Origin of the sequence: Bradyrhizobium sp. Tv2a-2 (assembly GCF_000472425.1) — a bacterium.
In the GTDB taxonomy this organism is placed as follows: domain Bacteria; phylum Pseudomonadota; class Alphaproteobacteria; order Rhizobiales; family Xanthobacteraceae; genus Bradyrhizobium.
The window spans coordinates 60288-80536 of record NZ_AXAI01000006.1 but is presented as its reverse complement, the minus strand read 5'-3'; the positions used below and the strand labels follow the sequence as shown (position 1 = coordinate 80536).

Genomic DNA, 20249 nt, shown 5'->3' with positions numbered 1-20249 from the left:
AGCAAGAGCAGTTGATGCAGCGCATCGATGTGCTGCATCGCCGTATAAACGAAGTTCACAAGCTGATCAGTGCACGACGACATCAGCGACACCGGCCTTCCAACGGGATGCCGCGACTGAAGACTTGGACTTCATCGCCCGATCAGCAACCATTCAACTTTGGCTGGCGAGATGTTGCAGCTGCGTTATATTGGATGGTCCAATTGTAGATTGCCCCCTGGAGGGAGCGCTGATGTCGACGACGGTCTCGGTCCTCGGTGGCGTCGGTCTATTCCTGCTCGGCATGAGCGTGATGACCGCCGGCCTCAAGGGCCTCGCCGGATCGGGGCTGCGGACGGTTCTCAGCAAGGCGGCGGCGACCCCTCTGTCTGGTGCGTTCTGGGGCGCCGTCGTCACGCTAATCGTGCAATCATCCAGCGCAACGACCATGACAACGATCGGGCTGGTGAGCGCCGGTGTGCTGACGTTTCCGCAGGGGCTAGCCCTCGTATTCGGTGCGAATGTCGGCACAACGGGAACGGGCTGGCTGATTGCACTGATCGGTATCCGCGTCTCGCTCACCGCCGCTGCATTGCCGATGATCTTCGTCGGCGCCTTGATCAAGTTGCTGGGCCGCGGCCGTGTGTCTGCCGGAGGAGCCGCACTCGCGGGGTTTGCCCTAGTGCTTTTTGGCCTGACAACGCTGCAGCAGGGCATGGGGGGACTGGCCGAACGGCTACACCCGGCGGACCTGCCGGCGGTTCTCGGCACCAGTTGGTGGTCTGGCCTGTACGGCGTACTGGCACTGGTCGTGGTCGGATTGCTGATGACTGCCGTGATGCAGTCGTCAACGGCGGCGATCGCGGTGACGCTGTCAGCTCACTATGCGGGAGCTGTCGGACTGGACCAGGCTTGCGCGCTGATCATCGGGCAGAATATCGGGACTGCGACCAGCTCCGCCATGGCCGCAATCGGCGCGAGCAGCACCGCCAAGCGCCTGGCGCTCGCATACATCCTGTTCAAGCTGATCGCGGCCGTGATCGCGCTGGTGCTTTTCCCGGTCACCATGCCTCTGTTGATCCGTGCCTCCAATACCATCGACGGCGTGACGCTGCTTGCGGGCTATCACACCGCCTATAACGTCGTCGGCGTCCTGATTCTGCTGCCGGTGATCCAGGGATTCACGCGATTGGTCGAGCGTATTCTGCCCGAACGCGGCTCGCCACTGACGCGGAGCCTCGACCCGGCTGCGCTTGTGACGCCGGTCGCGACCGTGGAAGCTGTGAGGCAGACGATTGCGCGCGCGCTCGGAACGATGTGCGGATCGCTCGCGACAGTGCTGGCGACTGCGAAGCCGGGCGCATCCACCCGTTCCGGCAAGGATGCCCTGTCGGTGGCGGAGGCTGCCGATGCCCTGCGCCAGGCCCAGGAATTCATGTCGGAGGCAAGCGGTCCAGCGGAATCGGAGGACGAGCAACAACGGCTCACCAGCACATTGCATGCGCTCGACCACGCCTCCCGCCTGGCCGAAACAGTGGGCGAAGCTGCATTCGCGACGCCGTTCGACGGATCTGAGGATCTGCGTGCCGCGGAGGTGTGCGCGGAGGCTATGCGTGGCGCAGCAGCGCTCGCGGCAGAGGTCGCCACCCTGCCCGCCTCTTCATACGCCGCCCCAATCAGCAACGGGTCAAAGGAGCCGCTCGACTCGAAGAAAGAGCTGCCTGCCGAGGGAGCGTCGACCGAGCAGGCCATTATCCAACTGGAGCACTGCGCGAAAGCACTTGGCGAGCTGCGGAGAGACCACCGCAGTGCGACACTGAGTTCGGTGGCGAGCGGAGCGTTGACCGCAGACGAAGCAATCGCTCGCGTCGATGTCGTGCGGCGCCTCGAGACATTGGCATATCACGCCTGGCGCTCCGCCGCACATCTTGTCGGCCTAGGAGCCTAGAGCATCGCCTCTCTCGACGCTGCAGATTCTTGTTGTGACGCGCTTTCTTCACGCAAACCGGTATCCACTTCGCTCGAAAACGCCATGGCGCGGCAACAGATCGTTCACGCGCCGGCTTCCACGGCGACAACCGCCTTTCGCAACGAACCTGACGAGCGAATGATCAGCTTCTCCACCTCGACGACGAGAAAGAACACAAAACCACCTGCCAGGAGCCAGGGCCAGACCCAAAGCGGAATGGCCTCGTTGCCGAACATCGCCTGGAACGGTGGCGCGTAGGTGAAGATCAGTTGCAGGATCACGACCGCAATGATGCCGAGCGGCAGGTACCTGTTGCCCGTATGCGCCTTGAAGGAAAGCGAGGAGTCCAGCAGATAGCGGCTGTTCAAGAGATAAAAGACTTGGCCGATCGTGATGGCATTGACTGCCACCGTCCGCGCCAGCCCATCCGATGCACCCTGGGCCTCCATCCAGAAGAATGCCAGCAGGGTGTAGATAAGGAGCGCCAGGCCGACAAAGATGATGCGCCAAATCCCGAAGCCGGTCACGATCGGGCGGTCCACCGCGCGCGGCGGCCGTTGCATCACATCGATCTCGTGCGGCTCGAAGGAGATGACGAGACCAAGCGCAACCGAGGTTACCATGTTGACCCAGAGCACCTGCGGGGCCGTGATCGGCATGGTGAACCCAAAAAAGATTGCCACCGCGATGACCAGCGCCTGCGCGACGTTGGTCGGTAACATGAAGAGCATGGCCTTCTCGATATTGTTATAGACGGTGCGCCCCTCCTTCACCGCTGCCGAGATCGAGGCGAAATTGTCGTCGGCCAGGATCATCCCGGCGGCCTCCTTGGTGACCTCGGTGCCCTTGATCCCCATCGCGACGCCGATGTCGGCTTTCTTGAGAGACGGCGCGTCGTTTACGCCATCGCCGGTCATCGCCACGATCTGATTGTTGGCCTGGATCGCCTTCACCAGGCGCAGCTTGTGTTCTGGGCTGGCGCGCGCGAAGACGTCGACAACGCGGACGCGTTCCTGCAACGTCGCGGTGTCCATCTCCTCGATCTCGGCGCCCGTGATCGCCGTCTTGCCATCGCCGAGACCGAGCATCTTGGCGATGGCCGCGGCAGTGATCTTGTGATCGCCGGTGATCATGGTGACCCGGATGCCGCCGCCGTGGCACTCCTTCACGGCCTCGATGGCCTCCTTACGCGGCGGATCCAGCAGGCCAATCAGGCCGAGCAGGACGAGCGTCCTCGGCAGGTCGGCAGCGGTAAGACCGCCAGCCTTCACATCCGGATTTTCGAGCCACGCGAACGCCAGCACGCGCTCCCCCTGGGCCGCAAGCCTGTCTGACTGTTTCAGGAAGTGCTCGCGGTCGAGCGGCTTCGGCTGGCCATCGGCGGTCTGTTGGCGGTCGCAATGATCGAGGATAACTTCCGGGGCGCCCTTGACCAGCAGGACTTGCTCGCCGCTCGCGGCTCTCTGCAGCGTCGCCATGAATTTGTGCTCGGATTCGAACGGAATGGCGTCGATGCGCGGAGACGCCGCCTGCTCGGCCTGCCGATCCATGCCGAGCTTGGCGGCGAAGGGGTAGAGCGCGCCTTCAGTCGGATCGCCTTCCACCTTCCAAGAGCCTTCCTCCTGGAACAGCTCCGCGTCGTTGCAAAGCAGGGAGACGCGCCCCATCAGCGTAAGGACCGGGTCCTTGCCCGCCGGCTGCCCCTCTCTTTTGATTTCGCCCTTCGGTGAATAGCCGTCGCCAGTGACCTGATAGGCTTGCTCGGCGGTGACGGCGGACACCACCATCATTTCCATGAGCGTCAGCGTGCCCGTCTTGTCCGAACAGATCCGCGACACTGAACCCAGCGTCTCGACCGCAGGCAACCGCCGGATGATGGCGTTGCGCTGGGCCATGCGCTGCACGCCGATGGCCAAGGTGATCGTGATGAGTGCCGGTAAGCCTTCCGGAATAAGCGAGACGGCGATACCGGTGACTGCCTGGAACAGCTCCACGAAGTCTATGTCCTTCATCCATTTGCCGTAGGCGAAGATCAGGACACTGATCACTCCGATCACTGCGGTGATGGCGTAGCCGAATTTCTTGATCTGGCGCAGCAACGGAGTCTCGAGCGGGCTGACGCTGGCGAGCAGTTGGTTGATGCGGCCGAGTTCGGTCTGATTGCCGGTCGAGACCACCACCCCGGTCGCGCGGCCGGACACGACCATCGTGCCGGAAAACGCCATGCTTTCGCGATCCCCGACCGTTGCGTTGGCAGACACCTCATCGACGCTCTTTTCCGCCGGCACCGATTCGCCAGTGAGGGCAGCCTCTTCGGTCCGAAGATTCTTCGCTTCGATGAGCCGCAGGTCTGCGGGAATCTTATCGCCCGATTCCAGCAGCACGATGTCCCCCGGAACAAGTTGCTCGGCGGGGATCATGCGGGTCTCGCCGCCGCGCACCGTCCGCGCCTCGGCGGACAGCATGTTGCGGATGGAATCCAGTGCCTTCTCCGCCTTGCCCTCCTGAATGAACCCAAGCAGCGCGTTGAGAACGACCACACCGAAGATAATGGCCGCGTCGACCCACAGGTTCAGCATCAACTTGGTGAATCCTGCGGCGAGCAGCACGTAGACCAGGATGTTGTTGAACTGCGTGAGAAACCTCGCAAAAGGGCCGCGCTTCTTGCCTTCCGGCAAACGGTTGGGCCCGTATTTTCGCAGCCGGGCCGCGGCGTCGGCTGGATCGAGACCTTTCGCGGAACTAGTGGCGAGTCGCTCCACGACCTCATGCTGAGGTATCGCGTGCCAGGCTACGACGTCGTTGGCCGTGCTCGTGGCACTCGCTGCTGGACTCATGCTCATAACTCCGCCAAATCGGCTCCCTCGCCCGTCCGATCCGGACGAAAGGATTCGAAGCAACCGTGATGTCTCATCATGGAGCGCATCGTCCCCTCAACGATCTCGGGCGGCGCGACGCCCGACCGGGCGTCAGCAACGCCGCGGCCGCGTTGCCGGTCGTCCAATGACCGATCCTCCAAGACCGGCGGTCAACGTAAAATTCGGCACGACGGCATTCAGTTGCGACGCCTGTGAGCGTCGGCATCTTCGCACCGTCCGTGGCAAAACACAACGCAAGGACGAATTGCGGCATCATATCCCGTCAATCCATTGACCCGCATCAACCCGCAACATCCGATCCGGAAAGAGCCTGGTGCGCTTCGCACGTGCGGCAGTGAAGCCACCTGGATGAACCGCGGTCTCGCCTATGTTGGCGGCGGTCGAACCCGACGGCAAACAAGATGTTGGCGGTCCTGGACCGCGCTCAAGCACACCCTCCCGATCGTTGGGCATAATCACGAGCACGAGTATCTTTGGGTGAGGCGCGTCAGCCGACTCTTGCGCGAAGAATCGCAGACGCGATCCGCAAGCGGGCCCAGTTCGATGGGCAACAACATGTTCCTCCGTCGAAGCGTTATCCGTCGTGGCTCCGCAACCCGTGGTCATGTGATCGATGGTTCGGCAGCGTGGAATCCGACAGCACCAATGGTCTGCCCGTATCGCGCCTAGCGCGGCTGAAGCGGAACTCACGTATACCTGCCGGTAACCTCAAACTGCGATGATGCAGCCCTGGGGAACACGCATAAATCGGAAAGCTGCCAAAAACGCGACCCGACAGTCATCGGGAAGCGCATGATGTTTTGCGGCTGACATCCGGACCGGCGTGAGGTTGCCGTGATGGGGGTTCCTCGATGGATGTCTTTGTCTTTATGCTGACCTTGCAGCTTCTGCTTGTCGCCGCCGTCTTCTCCTGCGCAAGATCTTACTTCAGCAAGGGGCGTATAACCGGAATTCGGTTGGCGACGCGCGAGATCCTCCGGGGACTTCAGTCACACTATCATACGGTTGGACTGGCTATCCCGCAGCATGTCACCAAAGCCATCGAAGCTGTGGAAGCTCTTCCCTGCGACCCGTCGTCGGAGAAGGCCTTTCAGCGTTACCAAGCGAGCCTCTGGACCTTCGGAGACGCCGTGGGACGTGCCTGCTGGCGCAAGGGGTTCGAGACCTGTCGCGGACAAATGCTACCGCGCGAAGACAGAATTCGCCTCGAGCTCAGGAGCGACGATCTCCTGCAACTGGCAGCACTGGCGCATCTCGGTTTCAAAAGGACGATGCCGAACGATCGTGCCATTGAGACAGTCCGCTTCAACGGCGAGCAGCATGCACTAAGCGCCAGTCGCGCGATCGACCGCCTGGAGTGCGCCATGCCCACGCCTTTCCGGCCTTCCAGTCATTCAGCAACTCGTCAGGCCATGATCCGGCAATGGTGGCCGCCCGCGCGCAAAGTTGCGAGACTTGACGCGGACAAGGAAGATACGGCTGCGGCATGAATCGGTCGAAAGACTTGACCGAGGCCGACGCGGCGGCCGTTCGTCTCGCGGATCCGCCATCACCCGAAAGGATTAATCCCACGTTTGATATAGACAGCCACCAACTCCGCGACGCAAGATTTCGTTCTGATGACCTTTGCGTAGGGGCTGGGGCCATGGACATCGTAGAGCGCTGGTTCTTCGTCGCTGCGGCGACGAGCTTCCTCGTACTCATCGGGCTCGGTTTTGTAAGCCTTTGAAGTTGGGTGCCGATGAACTTGGCGCCCGCAGCGCCAATTGCCGCCAGGTCCGCGAAGGTCATTCCGATCGGCGCGCAGGTTGGTATGTCCGCGTCTGCGGGGAGCCACTGCAATCGGGCTGACACCGCTCCCGCTGCCTGAAGGCTTGTCGTCGATATCACGAACGAGCAGTGGAACTGTTCGCCAGAAGCGACGGCAGGTCGAATTGTCGGCGCATCGCTGATAAGGTCGCTTGCGCCAATACCGGAAACCGCAATTGCGCATACTTTCGGTTGGCTTCGAAGCTCTAGTGAATTCACCCGGCCGCCTCGGCCTCGCGCTGACGACCGAGCGGGTACAGAAGCGCGGCAACTCCCGACCCGGCCGAAAATCTCCCCCGAACGGCCCCGCCCCTACCGACCTCGGCAGGGCCGCCCACCCGCCGGACGGGGGGCTGGGCTAAAGTCCGGGGGCGATTCAGATTATTCTCCAGTAGCGCAACAAAGTGAGCACGCAGAAGGATTACCCAACACCGACAAACGCGTCTGTGGAACACCTACCGCCGTTGCAGCGTATGCCATCGCACGATTCGCCGCAGATTGCTCAACCAGCCTGACTCCAGCACCGGGCTCTTTTCGTCTTCTGACCGGCCGGTTGCGCTCCGCCCGGGGCACGGCACGAAGCAGATTACCCGTCGTCCGGCGGGCGTTCCGGGTCTTGCTGAAAGGGCCTGAACCGCGGGCGCCCTCCCAAGACCAATCAATCGTGGGGCGATGCTCCGCGCCGCACCGCTCCACATGAGGCGATCACAGCCGCTTGGGCATGCAGCCTCTTTGGCGCGCGCAGGAGGAGTTGCAAACTATGGCGAACGCTCTTGAAATCGCGAAGTCCTCAATTACCGCCTTCAACGATAAGGACTGGAACAGAATGAAGGCGCTCTATGCGAGCGATGCGGTGTATGACGAGAAGGCAACCAACCGCCGCATCCAGGGCCCGCAACAGATCATCGACGGTCTGCAAATGTGGGCGACCGCTTTCCCTGATGCGAACGGCACCATCGTCCGCGAACTGGTCATCGGGGACGTCGCCGTCCTCGAACTTCTTTGGACTGGCACACAGACCGGGCCGCTGCAGACACCGACGGGAACCATTCCGGCATCGAACCGCGCGGTCGAACTGCCGGCGTGCTCCGTGATCCAGGTCGAAGGCGAAAGGATCAAATCCGACGTGCATTATTTCGACCTGCTCACACTCTTGGTCCAGATTGGCGCAGCAGGCGCGACATCCGGACAGAGCCGAGCGGCATGAGAGAGTGACCGTTGGCAAAGGACCGCCCTCAGGCGGTTCCTTTTGTTTGGCTCGAAGGCCCGTTACGTCCAGGGGATCGCCGGGCCAAGCCAATCCGCCCGAACCGGGGCGAGCGAGCAAAACCCGCCACGGCGAAGCGCATTCCAAAGTGCAAAAGACAACGGATTGCTGTCGCGATCACCCCAAAGGGGTAGGCGCCACGCCTCTCTTGAGCAGTTTCCTCCGGCCGCGCTTCTCTGCAGACTGGCTTGGCCCCGGGCGCCTGCAAACGCTTCTCTTCCGGAGGCCGGCCCCGCTTCGGTTTCGCGTGCGGGGCCGTTCTGTTGTGACGGCAATCTGCATCGGCATCCGACCACCTCGGTAGGTGACTTCCCCCTTACCCTGGTCCCGCTCCAGCAAGATATCTACGGTGCTGTGCTACCCCGCTTGCGGGACGCGCCAGGACGGCATCCGCCACGGGCGCGCAGAAGGAGTAGCCCAAGCCGAGAATGGACGGCGCGCTGCGCCGGGCGCAGACTCCCAACCGGAAGGGTTCACTGGCCGATAACTCGCGGAACCAGGACAATTCGATTGCGATCACGCCTCGACCTACTTGAGACACGACGGCGACTGATCGTCCTCCGGTCGCTTAACTCGCATGATCGGCGCGTGACGTCCCTGATCAACAAGTTGATCGTAAAAATTGGTCATTTGACAGAGCCCGAGAACTTCGCGCACGAAAAGTCTTTGCGGCACACTATTACTCGGACCTTCGCGGCTGTTCATAAAATCGCCTCCAGAACGCCGGGAGACCGCCGTACCGGATCGTGCTCCTGATCTATCCGTTTCGAAGGTAGCGCAGCTCGGCTTCGAGGCGTTCGTTAAGCAATGGCTCCCGCCCTTGTGGCCGGAGTGCAACAGCGATCTGGGTTGTACGCGGAACGTTCACAAGCGAACAATCCAGCCCTTGAGATGCCGCTAACATCCGCGTGCCTGCTTGAGGAGATTGGCGGTGAATTTTTTAAGCTCCCGAGACGAGAGCCTTTTGTCGCTTTGGGAAAGTGTCCGACGGCAAGTGCAAGCCGATCGCACGAACGGAGGACGCTCCCGCGTTGTGGGTCATAATCTGCGTGCATATGCTGAATTGCTTCGTTCGGAAATGGATCGGCGCGACTTGAAATACAAACCAATCAATTTGTCTGAATAGGCCATGGGTAATGAAAGATCTTCGGGAGCAGTTGGAACAGCTCCGCACGGGTGCTTTTGAATGCAAATTGATCAGCGATTTGGCCGCCGATCTGGAGAAGCAAGAGCTGTTCGCAAGGCTCGCAGAGCATTTGAGCATCTTGGCGTCTGAAGTCGAGCAAGCCATTGCAGCGAATGTCTCCGGCGATGTCACGGAGCGACCAGAGAGATAGTTTCGGGCGGAATTGGCGCAGACGAGAGCGGCGACGCAGCACATCCGTGAAGCTCACCGGTCGCGACCCGGTCAGCGTGGTGCTGGCGATTTCGTCGGAATTATCGAAGCGAGCACGGCCCTCGTGACCGCGCACGCAGACTTTGGCACCCCGAATCAACGCCGTCTTGCGGTCTCCACGAATCCCAGAACCGAGGCCGGTACCTCGTCGCACTCAACGTAACGTCGGCGCAGTTCGTCGGCTATATCCAAAGTCACGTCACGGGACCAGCCCTCAGCCGTATTGAAGGCGACAATACGGACGGGGCTCTCGTACTCACCCGTAAGCAGGTCGCGGATCACGGTCTCGCGGTCAGCACTCTCTTCGTCGGTTTCGCGCCAGGCTCGCCCGAGTTGGCCAAAGTTGTCCAGTACGAGATAGGTGTCTTGGCCGACCCTATGGGCGACAATTGATGGTGAAACACGCATAAACGGAACTCCAGAATGAAAGCGATGCCGAACAGAACGGAAGCAGCACCAGGACGGTCTGCCCCGATTCCCTTGAGCCGATGAGAGGAGAGGCACGGACGAGCGCGTCTACTCTACGCACAACTCGCCTGGTCGGTCCCACCTCGTCCGATCATCCCAGCGTCGCTAGCCAAGCCACGAGCGCCGAAAAGACCAGGACGCCGGCAACGGCCGAGATCACGAAAGAGCGCTCAAACCAATCCATTGAGACCTACCCCTGCAGCGAGAGCCACGTGTGAACTGCCGATGCTGAGTACAGTCTCCAGGAATTGTAAATCTACGGTTCGAAATAGTTTCGATGGTAAAATTCCAGTTGGTCTATGTCGTTCGATATAGACGATCGACATTGACGTTTTGTCGGACCCTCCCGAGGCGAATGAAGAACCGACAAACGGCTCACCGCTAACTTTCCCAACCTCCCATGACGATTGCCCCGTTGAGACCGGGCCGCGCGAGACACCAAAGCCAGCTCGACGAGCCTCCTCCTCCAAATTGCCGGCATCGATACCCCTGAGCATATTGACGGCCCGCGGGCCGAATGCTGCACTGCGCGCGTCGGCGTAGTAAAGTGAGTTTGCGGTGTAGCCTTGGACAACATCGTCAACAGCGTTGTGCGTTCTTACGGTGGCGAGGTCAGCCGACCGACCCAACAAAGGCTTTTGAATTATATGCGATTGCTGGCGTCGACCGGCAAAACCGACGAACAGCTTCTGGCCTTCGGTGCAGCCTATCTGCGAGAGATTATGGAGCCCGATCCTCGCTACTCAGGTTGCTGACCTCGCGGGTACGGCTAACGGCGCCATCCTCGCCGTTGAACAATGATCCTGCTTATGGCTTCACGTAAGTCCAGCCCTGCTCCTCGAGTTCCATGACGCGCACGACGCCGGATTTGACAACTTGGGCCTGTGGAACGATCGGGATGTCCTTGTTCTCGGCCTTGCGCATGTTCTCCTGGGTGTTGCCGCAGGCCTTGAACGACACTTCCGGCGTGCTCAGCGCCATGGTCTCAATCCGCGCCTTCACCGGCGAAGTGTCCTGACGCAACATATTCAGGCCGGGCCCGAACGTGATCACCTCGATCTTCACCTTCTCGTCGCGGTCCTTATAGTATTGCGTGACATTCATCGCGTTGTTTAGCGTGAGATTCATCGCGCCAGGATCATTCGTATTCACCTGCAGGATCAGATGGTGCTCCTTGCTCTTGACCGTTGCGGGCTCGGTCATACGCGCAAACGCCGCGCGATTGCGCATCCGCGCGATCCTGGAAAGCGCCGCATGCTTTGTCGTCGGGTTCGCTCGTTCAACTGCTGTGTCCGGTGTGCCCGGCGGATGCCAATATTCACCGGCCATAGACGGCGATGCGCCGAGCAGGAGCGCCGTGGTTCCAAACGCCGCTACTCTCGCAATGTATCGAAGCTTGATCATGATTCGTCTCCCATTGAGGAATGTCTTCCACCGATCGTCACTCGTTCGGCCTCGCGATGGCATGTGGCCATTTGCATGGAGCGCTGATCTTTGCGCGCACCGTCTCCAGTCCGGTCAGAGAGAAAACGGCATCTTGAGAGGCTCCCACACGGGGCGAGAGGTGCACGGCGAATTCACCATCGCCGGCCAACGACTGTATCAAGGCGACCGCGTCGGCTTTGAAAGCGACGCCGCTACCCAGCGCCGGTGCGGCCGCCGCGATCTGCACGGGTTGACCGCCATTGACTCGATAGGAAATGGCGTAATCATCGCCGTGGCCCGAGACGGCAGGTCCGGCGATCGCAATTTCGGTGCGTCCGCCGCGACACCGAATCGAGAGCTGCATCGCACCGCTGCCTGCAACCTCACGCGACGATTTTGTCGCGGTGGCGATCGGCGAGTAATCGACAGGTGATCTCGTCTGACTGATAGTCCAACCATCCTCTCTCGGCACCGGAGCAGTCGCAGGGACGGTGGACCGTGACAGCTTGTCCAGGCATTCCAGCCGATCCGCCCGTTCCATCAGTGAGCAGGCGCGAAGCTGCGCAATCGGATCGTCTCCCCCCTGCGCCAGTGCGATCCTACCCGTCAGTACGACCGCGACCGAGGTCAAGAGAGTCGCGCGTTTCATTGCGATGCCTGCGTCGGGCGCGAGTGAGCGTCGAGCCATGCTTGTGCGGCGGGAAAGCGCACAAGCCCCGGAACCGTCGCCGCAAGATTGATCGATTTCCATTTCGGATCGAAGCCCGGCGCTTGCAACCTGTCGATCCGCGAGAACAAGTGGTCGACAAAGCGCGCGACGCGTTCATAGCGGTTTGTATTTGGCTGCCAGTTGTACGCAACCAGGGCCGTCGGCACCGAGATCGTCGCCACGTGCTCGCCCTGCTTGATAAGGCCGGGATAATCGGTCGCCTCAAGAGAGGCAGGAAGATAATAGTCCTCGAGCTTGCTGTCGTAGGAGACGGGCAGGAATTTGAAACCAGGCTCCCAGCGTCCGCGCACGAACGCATCGACAGGCTTCGATGTGATGAACACCACCGCCGCCATCTCGCCTTTGCGCATCTGTTCCAGCGCAACCTGATGTGGGATGAATGTCTGCTCCACATCGAGACCGAGGCGACTGAAGATCAGCGGTCCCGAATAGGCTGCGGCAGTACCCTGGGTATTGAAATTCACTTTCTTGCCGACGAGGTCTTTCAGACTCTGAATTTCCGGCCGTACGAAGATATGCAGCTCGGAGGGAAAGAGGTTGAGCACGTAGGTCAGCCGGTGCTGGATATCCGGCACCTGGCTCTTGTACTCATCGAGCACGTCGGAATTGATGATTGCTGCGTCGATGCCCCGTAGATAGAGCAGCGAATTGACATTCTCCGTCGGTCCCCGCGTCACAACCGGCAGAACATGCAGATTGTCTCCATCGTCGACCACGCGGGAAATCTCCGCGGCAAAGCGGATCGGCGCGCCCTCGATGAGGCCGCCGGCCAGACCGACCGTCCAGGCGTTCATGGTCTCCTGCGGCGCAGGCGTCGGCGCCTGCCGCGGCACCACATGAACGCTTCGCGCTTTGCCATCCTTGGTCCGCGCATCGAGCCAGCTTGTCGGAAGCGCCGAGAGCACCGACACCAATGCCGCCAGCGCGAACAGTGGCCATAGCCTGGGAGTGCTCATTTGATCGGCTCCTTTCTGGTGCAAATTCCCATTCCGCTCGCGCTGCTGCTCGTTAACTTCGAACATCATCGGCGCAGCGCATCGAACCGTTCTCTCGCTTCCTTGATGCCGCCGGCCTGCGCTCTTGCATAGAGATCGCGCGCTTTCGCCACATCACCGAGCGTCCCATACGCTCCCCATTTGCGAAGAACGAGCGGATCGTAACTCTCCGCGAGCGCGAAACTTGCCTGCGCATTGCCGGTGTCGGCGGCGCGCTCAAGCACTATCCGCGCCGAACCGATATCGCCTTGTTCAAGCAGCACACTTGCGCGAGCCACCAATCGTGCGACTTCCGCAGCATTCACGGGATCTGGCTTGGCGTCGCCTCGCGCAGCCGTAGCGGGTGCCTGGTTGACTGCGACCGGCTTGATCGCGTCCATCGCGAGCGGCTTGTCCGGCGTGATCCGAGCCGCGGTCACGGTGGCGGACATGTCCTTCGTCTTCCGCTCGGACGCGAGCTCCAGCTCCAGCCGCGCGGTCTTGTCACGCTCCTGCTGCAACGATTTCTGGTACTCGGCGGAGCTGTCGTCGGCAGCTTGTTTCAGCCGGGCCCCTTCGGCGCCCGCCTTGGCCGCCAGCGCAGTCTGCGTCTCAAGATCGCGCCGCGCAGCTGCCAGATCCTGCTGCAGTCGCGTCGCGCGCGCCTGTACCTGCTGAAGGGAATTTCGCAGCTCTGCCGCACTGCTCGCGGCCGATTCCGCGCGGGCTACTGCCTGGTCGTTAGCCATACGCGCTTGAACCTCGTAGGTGTAGATCGCGGTGTGCACCATTGACAGGTTCTGAACCAGCGCCGAGGTCCTCTCCTGCTCCTTTTGCAGTGCGCGTTGCAGTTCGGCGGAGCCACTCTGTGCGGCGTCCTTCGACCGGACGGCATCCTCGCTCGCCTTGGCGACGAGCGCAGTTTGGCTTTCAACGTCACGCCGCGCTGCCGCGAGCTCCCGCTCCAACCTCCCCGCCCGCTCCTGCTCCTGCTGCAAGGATTGTCGCAGCGCCGTCGCGTCGTTCTCGCCTGCCTGCTGGGATTTTGCCGCCTGATCGCTGGCCTTGCGTGTTTGAGCCTCGTACGCGTAGATGGTTGCGTGCGCTGTCGAGAGGTCCTTTGCCAACGCCTCGGCCCGCTCATGCTCTTTCTGCAGCGATCGCTTCAGTTCGACAGAACCCTGCTCGGAGGCTTGCTTCAGCTGGTTGGTTTCCTCGGCCGCTTTGGATGCCAGCGCCGTCTGAGTCTCGACATCGCGCCGCGCCGCCGCCAAACCCTTCTCCAGCTGCGCTGCGTGCTCCCTTTCCTGCTGTACGGACTTCTTCAGCTCCGTCGCATCGCCTTCCGCTGCTGCCTTCGCCTGCCTCGCATCCTCGCTCGCCCTTGCTGCGAGCGCCGTCTGGGCCTCGACATTGCGCCGCGTCGTGGCGAGGTCTTTCTCCAGCCGCCCAGCGTGCTCCCGTTCCTGCGCCAGGGACGTCTTCAGCTCCGCCGTACTGCTATCCGCGGCTGCCTTCGTCTGCCTCACGTCCTCGCTCGCCTGGGCTGCGAGCGCCGTCTGGATCTCGACATCGTGCCGAGCAGCAGCCAGATCCTTCTCCATCTGCGCTACGTGGTCTCGGTCCTGCTGCAGGGACTTCTTGAGCTCCGCCGCACCGCTTTCCGCGGCCGCCTTCGTCTGCCTCGCGTCCTCGCTTGCCCGGGTGGCGAGCGCCGTCTGGGTCTCGACATTGTGCCGCGCCGCGGCCAGATCCTTCTCCATCTGCGCCGCGTGCTCTCGTTCCTGCTGCAGGGATTTTTTCAGCTCCGCCGCATTGCTTTCCGTCGCTCCCTCCACCTGCGCAGCGTTCGGGTTCGTCTTGGCCATCAGCGCGGCTTGTACCGCTCCATCTCGCTTGGCCGCGGCAAGATCCTGCTCCAGACGGGCGGCCCGGTCGCGCTCTTGTTGTAGCGACGTCCGTAGCTCGGCGGCGGCCGGCTCCGACAGGTCCACTGGATTGCCTGGCAAAATTCTGCACAGCTCGGCGGCGCCACTCTCGGCTTCCCGTCTCAGGCGGGCGTGCTCCTGATCGACGCTGACTGGCAGCTCGGTACGAGCGCTCTCCGGCAATTGCTTGATCCGCGCCGCCTCGGCGCGGCCCTGCTGCAATGTTAACAGCATTTCGAGGTGCCGCGTGATCGAGAGCTCATGCGCCAGCAACTCCGCCCTGCGGTGCTCCAGGTCCAGTCTTTTCCGCAGATCCTCGGGATCGTCGGGCGTTGCTTGGGCAAGTCGCACCAATGCGCCGGCGAATCCATCCGCGCGCACGCGATCGCCCGCTGCTCCGCCGAAATCGACTTGGCGGACGATCCATTGCGTGCGGCTGCGCGCATCGGCTTGCATGTATCGCGCCTCGGGAGAAGCCCGCGATTCCTGCATCCAGGTTGTCACGAGGAGAGATGATGCAATGATGCACACGGGCACTGATCGCGCGGCGCGTGCGGAGACTCCTCTGATGGACCCTCGGGCGAAGACCGAGTTACCGATGTCTCCATCGGCTCGACAGCCAGCGCTCACGTCATCGTTGACGGCCGTCCGATTTCCGAGTGGATCCTCAATAAGCTGCCGCATGGCGACATGCCCCCGGTCTGATGGATCACCATACGCTTGGCAGCGAGACGACTCCTATGCCCAGCAAGGAGAGCCGACCTACCCATTTCGGGCTAACAGCAATTGCGAAGAAGAGGGGGCCCGCGCCTCGAAGCCTGGCGGCTCGGGCGTTATATATCTTCGGCTACGGTTATGACGTACCGCCAAACGGCAAAGAAGGTTCAGTCCGGCTAAGCTCGAATTAAGATTTTGCCGCATATAATAGCTACGCTTGAGCGTTGCCGTTGCTGCTTCCCTCGTACATGCGTGCACGAGCTGGTCAGCGACACTTGATACGCCGGGCGACGGACTGCTTGGCCAGAATGCGAGATGTTTGGACAACACCTCGGAAGCATCATATTCAAAGGTTGGCTGATCCTATCACCACGCTGGCGCTGCTCGTCAGACTTTTCAATCGCGATAGGCTCAACTCCAATCCCAACCCGTCTCGTCGTGTGCCGTAGGATAATGCTCCGCCGGGCTGTGTGCGCGAACGGACTACCTCCAGTGCCAGGATGGCGATCAAAGCTTAACGTGCGCTGTTTGAACGCGTGGCTCACCGTGTGTACGATAAGTAACTGAGCGCGCTCGGGCGCTTGAACCAGATGATCGGCGGTCTTGTGGCCGCCCATCACGAGCACCCGACATTCCGACGGGACGACGACGATGGTGACCAAACCGATCCTTGAAGTCTCGCATCGCGGCAAGCGGATCAGGGTACAGTTCGCGGTCCGGCAAAAAGGGATCGCGATGAGATACGATATTTTTCTCGAGGACGAGGTGATTCAAGTCGACCTCTTCGCCGAGGAAGTCATGCGCTGGCTCGCCGACGCCATGCGTGAAGAGGCAGTCAAGCCGCCGACGACGAAGCCCTGCAATATGGAAGACGCCTATCATTGTCGCGACACTGAAAACATTGAGTGTCAATTTCCTCACTGCCAAATTCGCGAAAACCACAATACCTCGGTCCGTCACAATACCCCGGTCCGCAAGCGCCGGCCGCTCCGCCGATGATGGACGTTGATCGCCACGCCCGAGCCTGAGCGCGGGGCTTCTCTTCAAACCCGTCGCATTGGTGATCTCTCCCGAGACTGGTCTCACGCCCGGGACATTGATATCCGGCACTGCAGCCAGCGTGCATCTGGCTAAGTCCGTGCCTCGGGCGCGCGCGCGTGCGCCGACGGTGCCCGCCCCCCCGAAAAGTCGGCGGGGCCGCCGCCTCCCGGCAGCGACCCCTAATCGCGCAGTTGCACTCGGCCGTTGTGGGATCAAGCCAAATCCCGCGCGACTGCCAAAAGAGGGCTTTTTCTGAAACGAACTCGCAAGGGCAATTGCAGGCGTGAGCGGGTATGCTTGAGTACCTCCGTCGCGCGCTCGTGTCATGTCATCGCCGAAGGTACGGTCGGTGACGCCTGCCGGACTCCCGCACGACCCCACCATGGTTCGCCAGGCCGCGGCCCCGCCGTGCCAGGTGGACGGCGGGGCCGTCCATCTCACCCGCAACGGTATTTCGACTGGGAGCCGCAGGGACAGAGGCAATCATAGAGCCCTGACGGAGGGGCCTTATGATCACATGTGGTTGGCTCCGCAATGAAGACGAATTAGATCGCGTCGCAACTCGTCCGACCGCGATCCAACTCGCGAACGTCAAGGTCACTGACGTGACTATGTCGTGATCTGCGGTGAACCTTCTGGCAGCATACCTTACTTCTTGCTATGGTTTGTTTGGCTGATCATTTGCGTCTCGACAGGGCGCTCTGGACGACTTTTCGATTTGCGTAATTGCAGGATGAACCGGCCAGCATACCGGTTGGACGGCCTAGAACGGCGCCATGGGCGAGAAAGTCCGCGATATTAGTTCTGCCAAGAGCAGCGGTTTGCCGCCGCGCGGTGTAATGCCGCGCCGCTTGGCTGCGATTGTGGCCGGCGACATTGCCGGCTACAGCCGCTTGATGGAGCTTGACGAGGAAGGCACCCACGTGCGGGTGAAGCGCATCCAGCGAGACCTTGTCGAGCCCAGCATCGCCGAACACCACGGTCGCCTCGTCAAGACGACTGGAGACGGCTTTTTTGCTATATTTGACAGTCCCGTCGAGGCCGTGCGCTGCGGTATCGTAATCCAGCAAAACATGCTCGGACGCAACACGGCGCTCCCGAAGGAGCAATGGATCGAGTATCGGATCGGCGTCAATTTAGGCGATGTCATCATCGAGGAGGATGACATTTATGGTGATGGCGTAAACATTGCCGCCCGTCTCGAGAGTATCGCCGAGCCAGGTGACGTGTACATCTCGGGGGGTATCTACGAGCAGATCAAGCACAAGCTGGTTTGCGGGTATGAGTCACTCGGAGATCGCAGAGTCAAGAACATCACCGATCCGGTAAGGGTTTACCGAGTGCTGCCAGATCCGGCCGCCCTCAACAGGCGGAGACGACGGGAGACTTTTCTGATCTTCCTTCTGGGGATCATTATGTTGGCTATCGGGTGTGCTGCGCTCTGGCATTGGCTACCGCTTCCATATGGAGGAACGGGAGGTCAGCCGTCGGCTTCCGTTTCGCCGCAGACGCCGGACTCGGTGCCCTCGCCTGCCGCGCATGAAATGAAGCAGGCTCTGCCGCCCCTGCCCGCTCCGGCACCGGCTGCTCCTGCTGCGAAGCAAGCCGCGCTACGGGGCGCTCCTGCAACGCAGCAGTCGTCGTCCCCGATCCGTGAGCCCGAAATGAACATGCTTCGGGGCGGCGCCTTCATGATGGGTAGCAACGATGATATTTCCGAAAAACCGATTCGACAGGTAACGGTCAAGCCGCTTGCCATCAGCCGATACCCAATTTCCGTTCGTGAGTGGAACCAGTGTGCCGCTGCGAACGCCTGTGCGTTCACAGCGACCGGCAAGGACGACGCTCCCGTCACCAACGTCAGCTGGACTGATGCGAGGCAATTTGTTGCATGGCTCGCGGAAGCGACTCACAAGCCCTATCGACTCCCGAGCGAAGCGGAATGGGAATATGCGGCGCGCGGCGGTACCCAGACGCGGTACTGGTGGGGCGATGAGTTTCAACCCGGTATGGCCAATTGCAAGAATTGCGCAGACGTTGCGGTGACCGAGCAGCCGGTCAAGGTGGGCAGTTTCAAGCCAAATCCGTTTGGCCTCTATGATATGGGCGGCGGTGTCGATCAATGGGTCGAGGACTGCTGGCACAAGAATTATCACGGCGCGCCAACGGACGGCTCCGCATGGGTCGAAGGCGACTGCACCTCGCATGTCATTCGTTCGGGATCATGGAGGAATGACCAGCGCTATGCGCGGCCGGCGAACCGCGACAGTTACGACACCAACGTTCGATATCCAACTCACGGATTTCGGATTGCGCTTTCTCCTTGAGGCTTGGCTGGGAGCATCTCGATGAGGATCATTCGGCTTGTCATGGTGGCCGCGACGCTCGCGCTTGCTCCGACCCTTGCTCAGGCTCAAGGCAAGGCCGCACCAAAGGATGCGCTGCTGTACTTCATCTGGCCGCAGAACGGCGCGGTGATCAAAGGCGGGTTCTGGTGTCGCTTTGGCCTGCGGGGCATGGGCGTAACCCACGCCGGCGACGATTTCCCGAACAGCGGACACCATCATCTACTGATTGACGTGAACGAGCCACTCAATGTCAACGAGCCAATCCCGCAAGACAAGAACCATGTTCACTTCGGTGCGGGGCAGACCGAGGCGCGTCTCGAACTGGCACCTGGCAAGCATACGCTCCAATTGGTGTTAGGCGACGCCAAGCATTATCCCTTCAACCCGCCGCTTGTCTCGGAAAGATTGACGGTAACGATCAAAGAAGGCTCGCCGGCAAGAACGGCCGACCAGCTTGGACCTGGCGGAGACAGCCATCATCATGCAGCGAGTCGAGAATAAAAATGCGGCTGAGCGCCGGAACGAAGGCCGATTGGCGCGCACGTGAACGCCTGCTCGCGCTGTCGCGATTGGCGACCTTCATAAACAATCGTTGCCACCCCGGTGATCGGATTGAGTGTCAGCCTTTCGGCACGTTACGCCAGCAAGATGCTGCCAAGGGCGTCAATCTTCGACAGAAGAGTCAAAGGGATCATCCTGCGACATCGCGAACGCGGCGAGTGCCGTCCGGTTGCTAACCTCGAGCTTCTGAAAGATGTGATGAAGATGAACTTTGATGGTCCCGTCGGTAAGATTCAGGCGCCGCCCAATCTCCTTGTTCGACAGCCCTTCAGATACCAAACGCATGATCTGGCGCTCGCGGTCAGTCAGCGTCGGCACAGACTTTTCGACAACACCTTGCTCCTCGGGCGCAAGCCGGTCGGAGGGGCGCAGCCTCCGACCACTTGCGACCTGCCGCAAGACCTGTATCAGAATTTCGAGATCAACGTCGTGGGGAAGGACCGCATAGGCCCCGGCGCCCGCAAACGTCTGCAAATCGCGATCTTCCACGGCCGAGGCGAATAGAACTACTCGGGTGGACACTTCTTCGGAATTTGCAAAGGCAAGAATCTCTAACCCACCGATGCCGGGCATCGAGATGCCCGCAATCGTGATATGAGGCTTAAACATCCGGATCGCTTCGATGCAACTGGCAACATCGGCACAACGTGCAACAATCTTAAATTCGCGCTGCGCCTCGAGCACGCTGCTCAAGCCCTGCACAATTACCGGATGCGGATGTGCGATTACGACACGAATATAATCCATCCAAACTTCGC

Annotated in this window: 15 protein-coding genes; 8 read left to right on the top strand and 7 right to left on the bottom strand. The window is 61.1% G+C overall.

Translation table 11 applies throughout. From position 1 onward, the window contains the following. Window positions 1-232 precede the first annotated feature (232 nt). Window positions 233-1927 (top strand): Na/Pi cotransporter family protein, encoded by a 1695-nt coding sequence (locus A3AI_RS0113585; protein ID WP_024516103.1) that lies wholly within the window; start codon window positions 233-235, stop codon window positions 1925-1927. 104 nt (window positions 1928-2031) lie between these two features. Here the strand turns inward: A3AI_RS0113585 and A3AI_RS0113580 are convergent, their stop codons facing one another. Further along, window positions 2032-4785 (bottom strand): cation-translocating P-type ATPase, encoded by a 2754-nt coding sequence (locus A3AI_RS0113580; RefSeq protein WP_024516102.1) that lies wholly within the window; start codon window positions 4783-4785, stop codon window positions 2032-2034. Between the two features lie 893 nt (window positions 4786-5678). Here A3AI_RS0113580 and A3AI_RS0113570 point away from each other — a divergent pair. The 3 genes from A3AI_RS0113570 to A3AI_RS46215 all read left to right on the top strand — a co-directional run bounded on the left by A3AI_RS0113570 (window position 5679) and on the right by A3AI_RS46215 (window position 9240). Beyond that, window positions 5679-6317 carry a hypothetical protein gene (locus tag A3AI_RS0113570; protein WP_024516100.1) on the top strand — a complete coding sequence of 213 codons (639 nt, stop codon included), beginning with the start codon at window positions 5679-5681 and terminating at the stop codon, window positions 6315-6317. Window positions 6318-7357: 1040 nt separating this feature from the next. Continuing rightward, entirely contained in the window at window positions 7358-7843 is a 486-nt protein-coding gene (locus tag A3AI_RS45245; RefSeq protein ID WP_084800912.1) for an ester cyclase, read from the top strand. Window positions 7844-9039: 1196 nt separating this feature from the next. Beyond that, the gene (locus A3AI_RS46215) at window positions 9040-9240 is read left to right on the top strand and encodes a hypothetical protein (RefSeq protein WP_024516097.1); all 201 of its coding nucleotides are present in this window, start codon (window positions 9040-9042) and stop codon (window positions 9238-9240) included. Window positions 9241-9395: 155 nt separating this feature from the next. Here the strand turns inward: A3AI_RS46215 and A3AI_RS0113550 are convergent, their stop codons facing one another. Beyond that, window positions 9396-9707, bottom strand: a complete 312-nt coding sequence (locus tag A3AI_RS0113550; RefSeq protein ID WP_024516096.1) for a hypothetical protein — start codon at window positions 9705-9707, stop codon at window positions 9396-9398. 626 nt (window positions 9708-10333) lie between these two features. Between A3AI_RS0113550 and A3AI_RS0113540 the strand changes: the two genes are divergently transcribed. After that, entirely contained in the window at window positions 10334-10522 is a 189-nt protein-coding gene (locus A3AI_RS0113540; protein WP_024516095.1) for a hypothetical protein, read from the top strand. A 52-nt stretch (window positions 10523-10574) separates the two neighbouring features. Here the strand turns inward: A3AI_RS0113540 and A3AI_RS0113535 are convergent, their stop codons facing one another. The 4 genes from A3AI_RS0113535 to A3AI_RS42670 all read right to left on the bottom strand — a co-directional run bounded on the left by A3AI_RS0113535 (window position 10575) and on the right by A3AI_RS42670 (window position 15280). Beyond that, window positions 10575-11171 carry a DsrE family protein gene (locus A3AI_RS0113535; protein WP_024516094.1) on the bottom strand — a complete coding sequence of 199 codons (597 nt, stop codon included), beginning with the start codon at window positions 11169-11171 and terminating at the stop codon, window positions 10575-10577. 37 nt (window positions 11172-11208) lie between these two features. After that, complete coding sequence (locus tag A3AI_RS0113530) at window positions 11209-11841, bottom strand: hypothetical protein (protein WP_024516093.1); 633 nt, start codon at window positions 11839-11841, stop codon at window positions 11209-11211. Then, window positions 11838-12878 (bottom strand): TAXI family TRAP transporter solute-binding subunit, encoded by a 1041-nt coding sequence (locus A3AI_RS0113525; RefSeq protein WP_024516092.1) that lies wholly within the window; start codon window positions 12876-12878, stop codon window positions 11838-11840. The genes A3AI_RS0113530 and A3AI_RS0113525 overlap by 4 nt, the downstream gene beginning before the upstream one ends. Before the next feature lie 65 nt (window positions 12879-12943). Next, on the bottom strand, window positions 12944-15280 hold the full coding sequence (locus A3AI_RS42670) for a coiled-coil domain-containing protein (RefSeq protein WP_051382388.1): 2337 nt from the start codon (window positions 15278-15280) through the stop codon (window positions 12944-12946). Between the two features lie 912 nt (window positions 15281-16192). Here A3AI_RS42670 and A3AI_RS0113515 point away from each other — a divergent pair. From A3AI_RS0113515 to A3AI_RS0113505, 3 genes are all read left to right on the top strand, one after another. Then, a complete protein-coding gene (locus A3AI_RS0113515; protein WP_024516090.1) occupies window positions 16193-16540 on the top strand; it encodes a hypothetical protein in 348 nt (115 codons plus the stop codon). A gap of 818 nt (window positions 16541-17358) precedes the next feature. Continuing rightward, on the top strand, window positions 17359-18909 hold the full coding sequence (locus A3AI_RS0113510; protein WP_024516089.1) for an SUMF1/EgtB/PvdO family nonheme iron enzyme: 1551 nt from the start codon (window positions 17359-17361) through the stop codon (window positions 18907-18909). Between the two features lie 21 nt (window positions 18910-18930). Next, complete coding sequence (locus tag A3AI_RS0113505) at window positions 18931-19431, top strand: DUF4399 domain-containing protein (RefSeq protein WP_024516088.1); 501 nt, start codon at window positions 18931-18933, stop codon at window positions 19429-19431. A gap of 162 nt (window positions 19432-19593) precedes the next feature. Here A3AI_RS0113505 and A3AI_RS0113500 read toward each other — a convergent pair whose 3' ends face one another. Next, on the bottom strand, window positions 19594-20238 hold the full coding sequence (locus tag A3AI_RS0113500) for a LuxR C-terminal-related transcriptional regulator (RefSeq protein WP_024516087.1): 645 nt from the start codon (window positions 20236-20238) through the stop codon (window positions 19594-19596). Between the last annotated feature and the right edge of the window lie 11 nt (window positions 20239-20249).

Bases quoted from the DNA above. Each gene is read 5' to 3' on its own strand.
- A3AI_RS0113585 (WP_024516103.1), top strand. From the start codon at position 233: ATGTCGACGACGGTCTCGGTCCTCGGTGGCGTCGGTCTATTCCTGCTC.
- A3AI_RS0113580 (WP_024516102.1), bottom strand. From the start codon at position 4,785: ATGAGTCCAGCAGCGAGTGCCACGAGCACGGCCAACGACGTCGTAGCC.
- A3AI_RS0113570 (WP_024516100.1), top strand. From the start codon at position 5,679: ATGGATGTCTTTGTCTTTATGCTGACCTTGCAGCTTCTGCTTGTCGCC.
- A3AI_RS45245 (WP_084800912.1), top strand. From the start codon at position 7,358: ATGCAGCCTCTTTGGCGCGCGCAGGAGGAGTTGCAAACTATGGCGAAC.
- A3AI_RS46215 (WP_024516097.1), top strand. From the start codon at position 9,040: ATGAAAGATCTTCGGGAGCAGTTGGAACAGCTCCGCACGGGTGCTTTT.
- A3AI_RS0113550 (WP_024516096.1), bottom strand. From the start codon at position 9,707: ATGCGTGTTTCACCATCAATTGTCGCCCATAGGGTCGGCCAAGACACC.
- A3AI_RS0113535 (WP_024516094.1), bottom strand. From the start codon at position 11,171: ATGATCAAGCTTCGATACATTGCGAGAGTAGCGGCGTTTGGAACCACG.
- A3AI_RS0113530 (WP_024516093.1), bottom strand. From the start codon at position 11,841: ATGAAACGCGCGACTCTCTTGACCTCGGTCGCGGTCGTACTGACGGGT.
- A3AI_RS0113525 (WP_024516092.1), bottom strand. From the start codon at position 12,878: ATGAGCACTCCCAGGCTATGGCCACTGTTCGCGCTGGCGGCATTGGTG.
- A3AI_RS42670 (WP_051382388.1), bottom strand. From the start codon at position 15,280: ATGCAAGCCGATGCGCGCAGCCGCACGCAATGGATCGTCCGCCAAGTC.
- A3AI_RS0113515 (WP_024516090.1), top strand. From the start codon at position 16,193: ATGGTGACCAAACCGATCCTTGAAGTCTCGCATCGCGGCAAGCGGATC.
- A3AI_RS0113510 (WP_024516089.1), top strand. From the start codon at position 17,359: ATGGGCGAGAAAGTCCGCGATATTAGTTCTGCCAAGAGCAGCGGTTTG.
- A3AI_RS0113505 (WP_024516088.1), top strand. From the start codon at position 18,931: ATGAGGATCATTCGGCTTGTCATGGTGGCCGCGACGCTCGCGCTTGCT.
- A3AI_RS0113500 (WP_024516087.1), bottom strand. From the start codon at position 20,238: ATGGATTATATTCGTGTCGTAATCGCACATCCGCATCCGGTAATTGTG.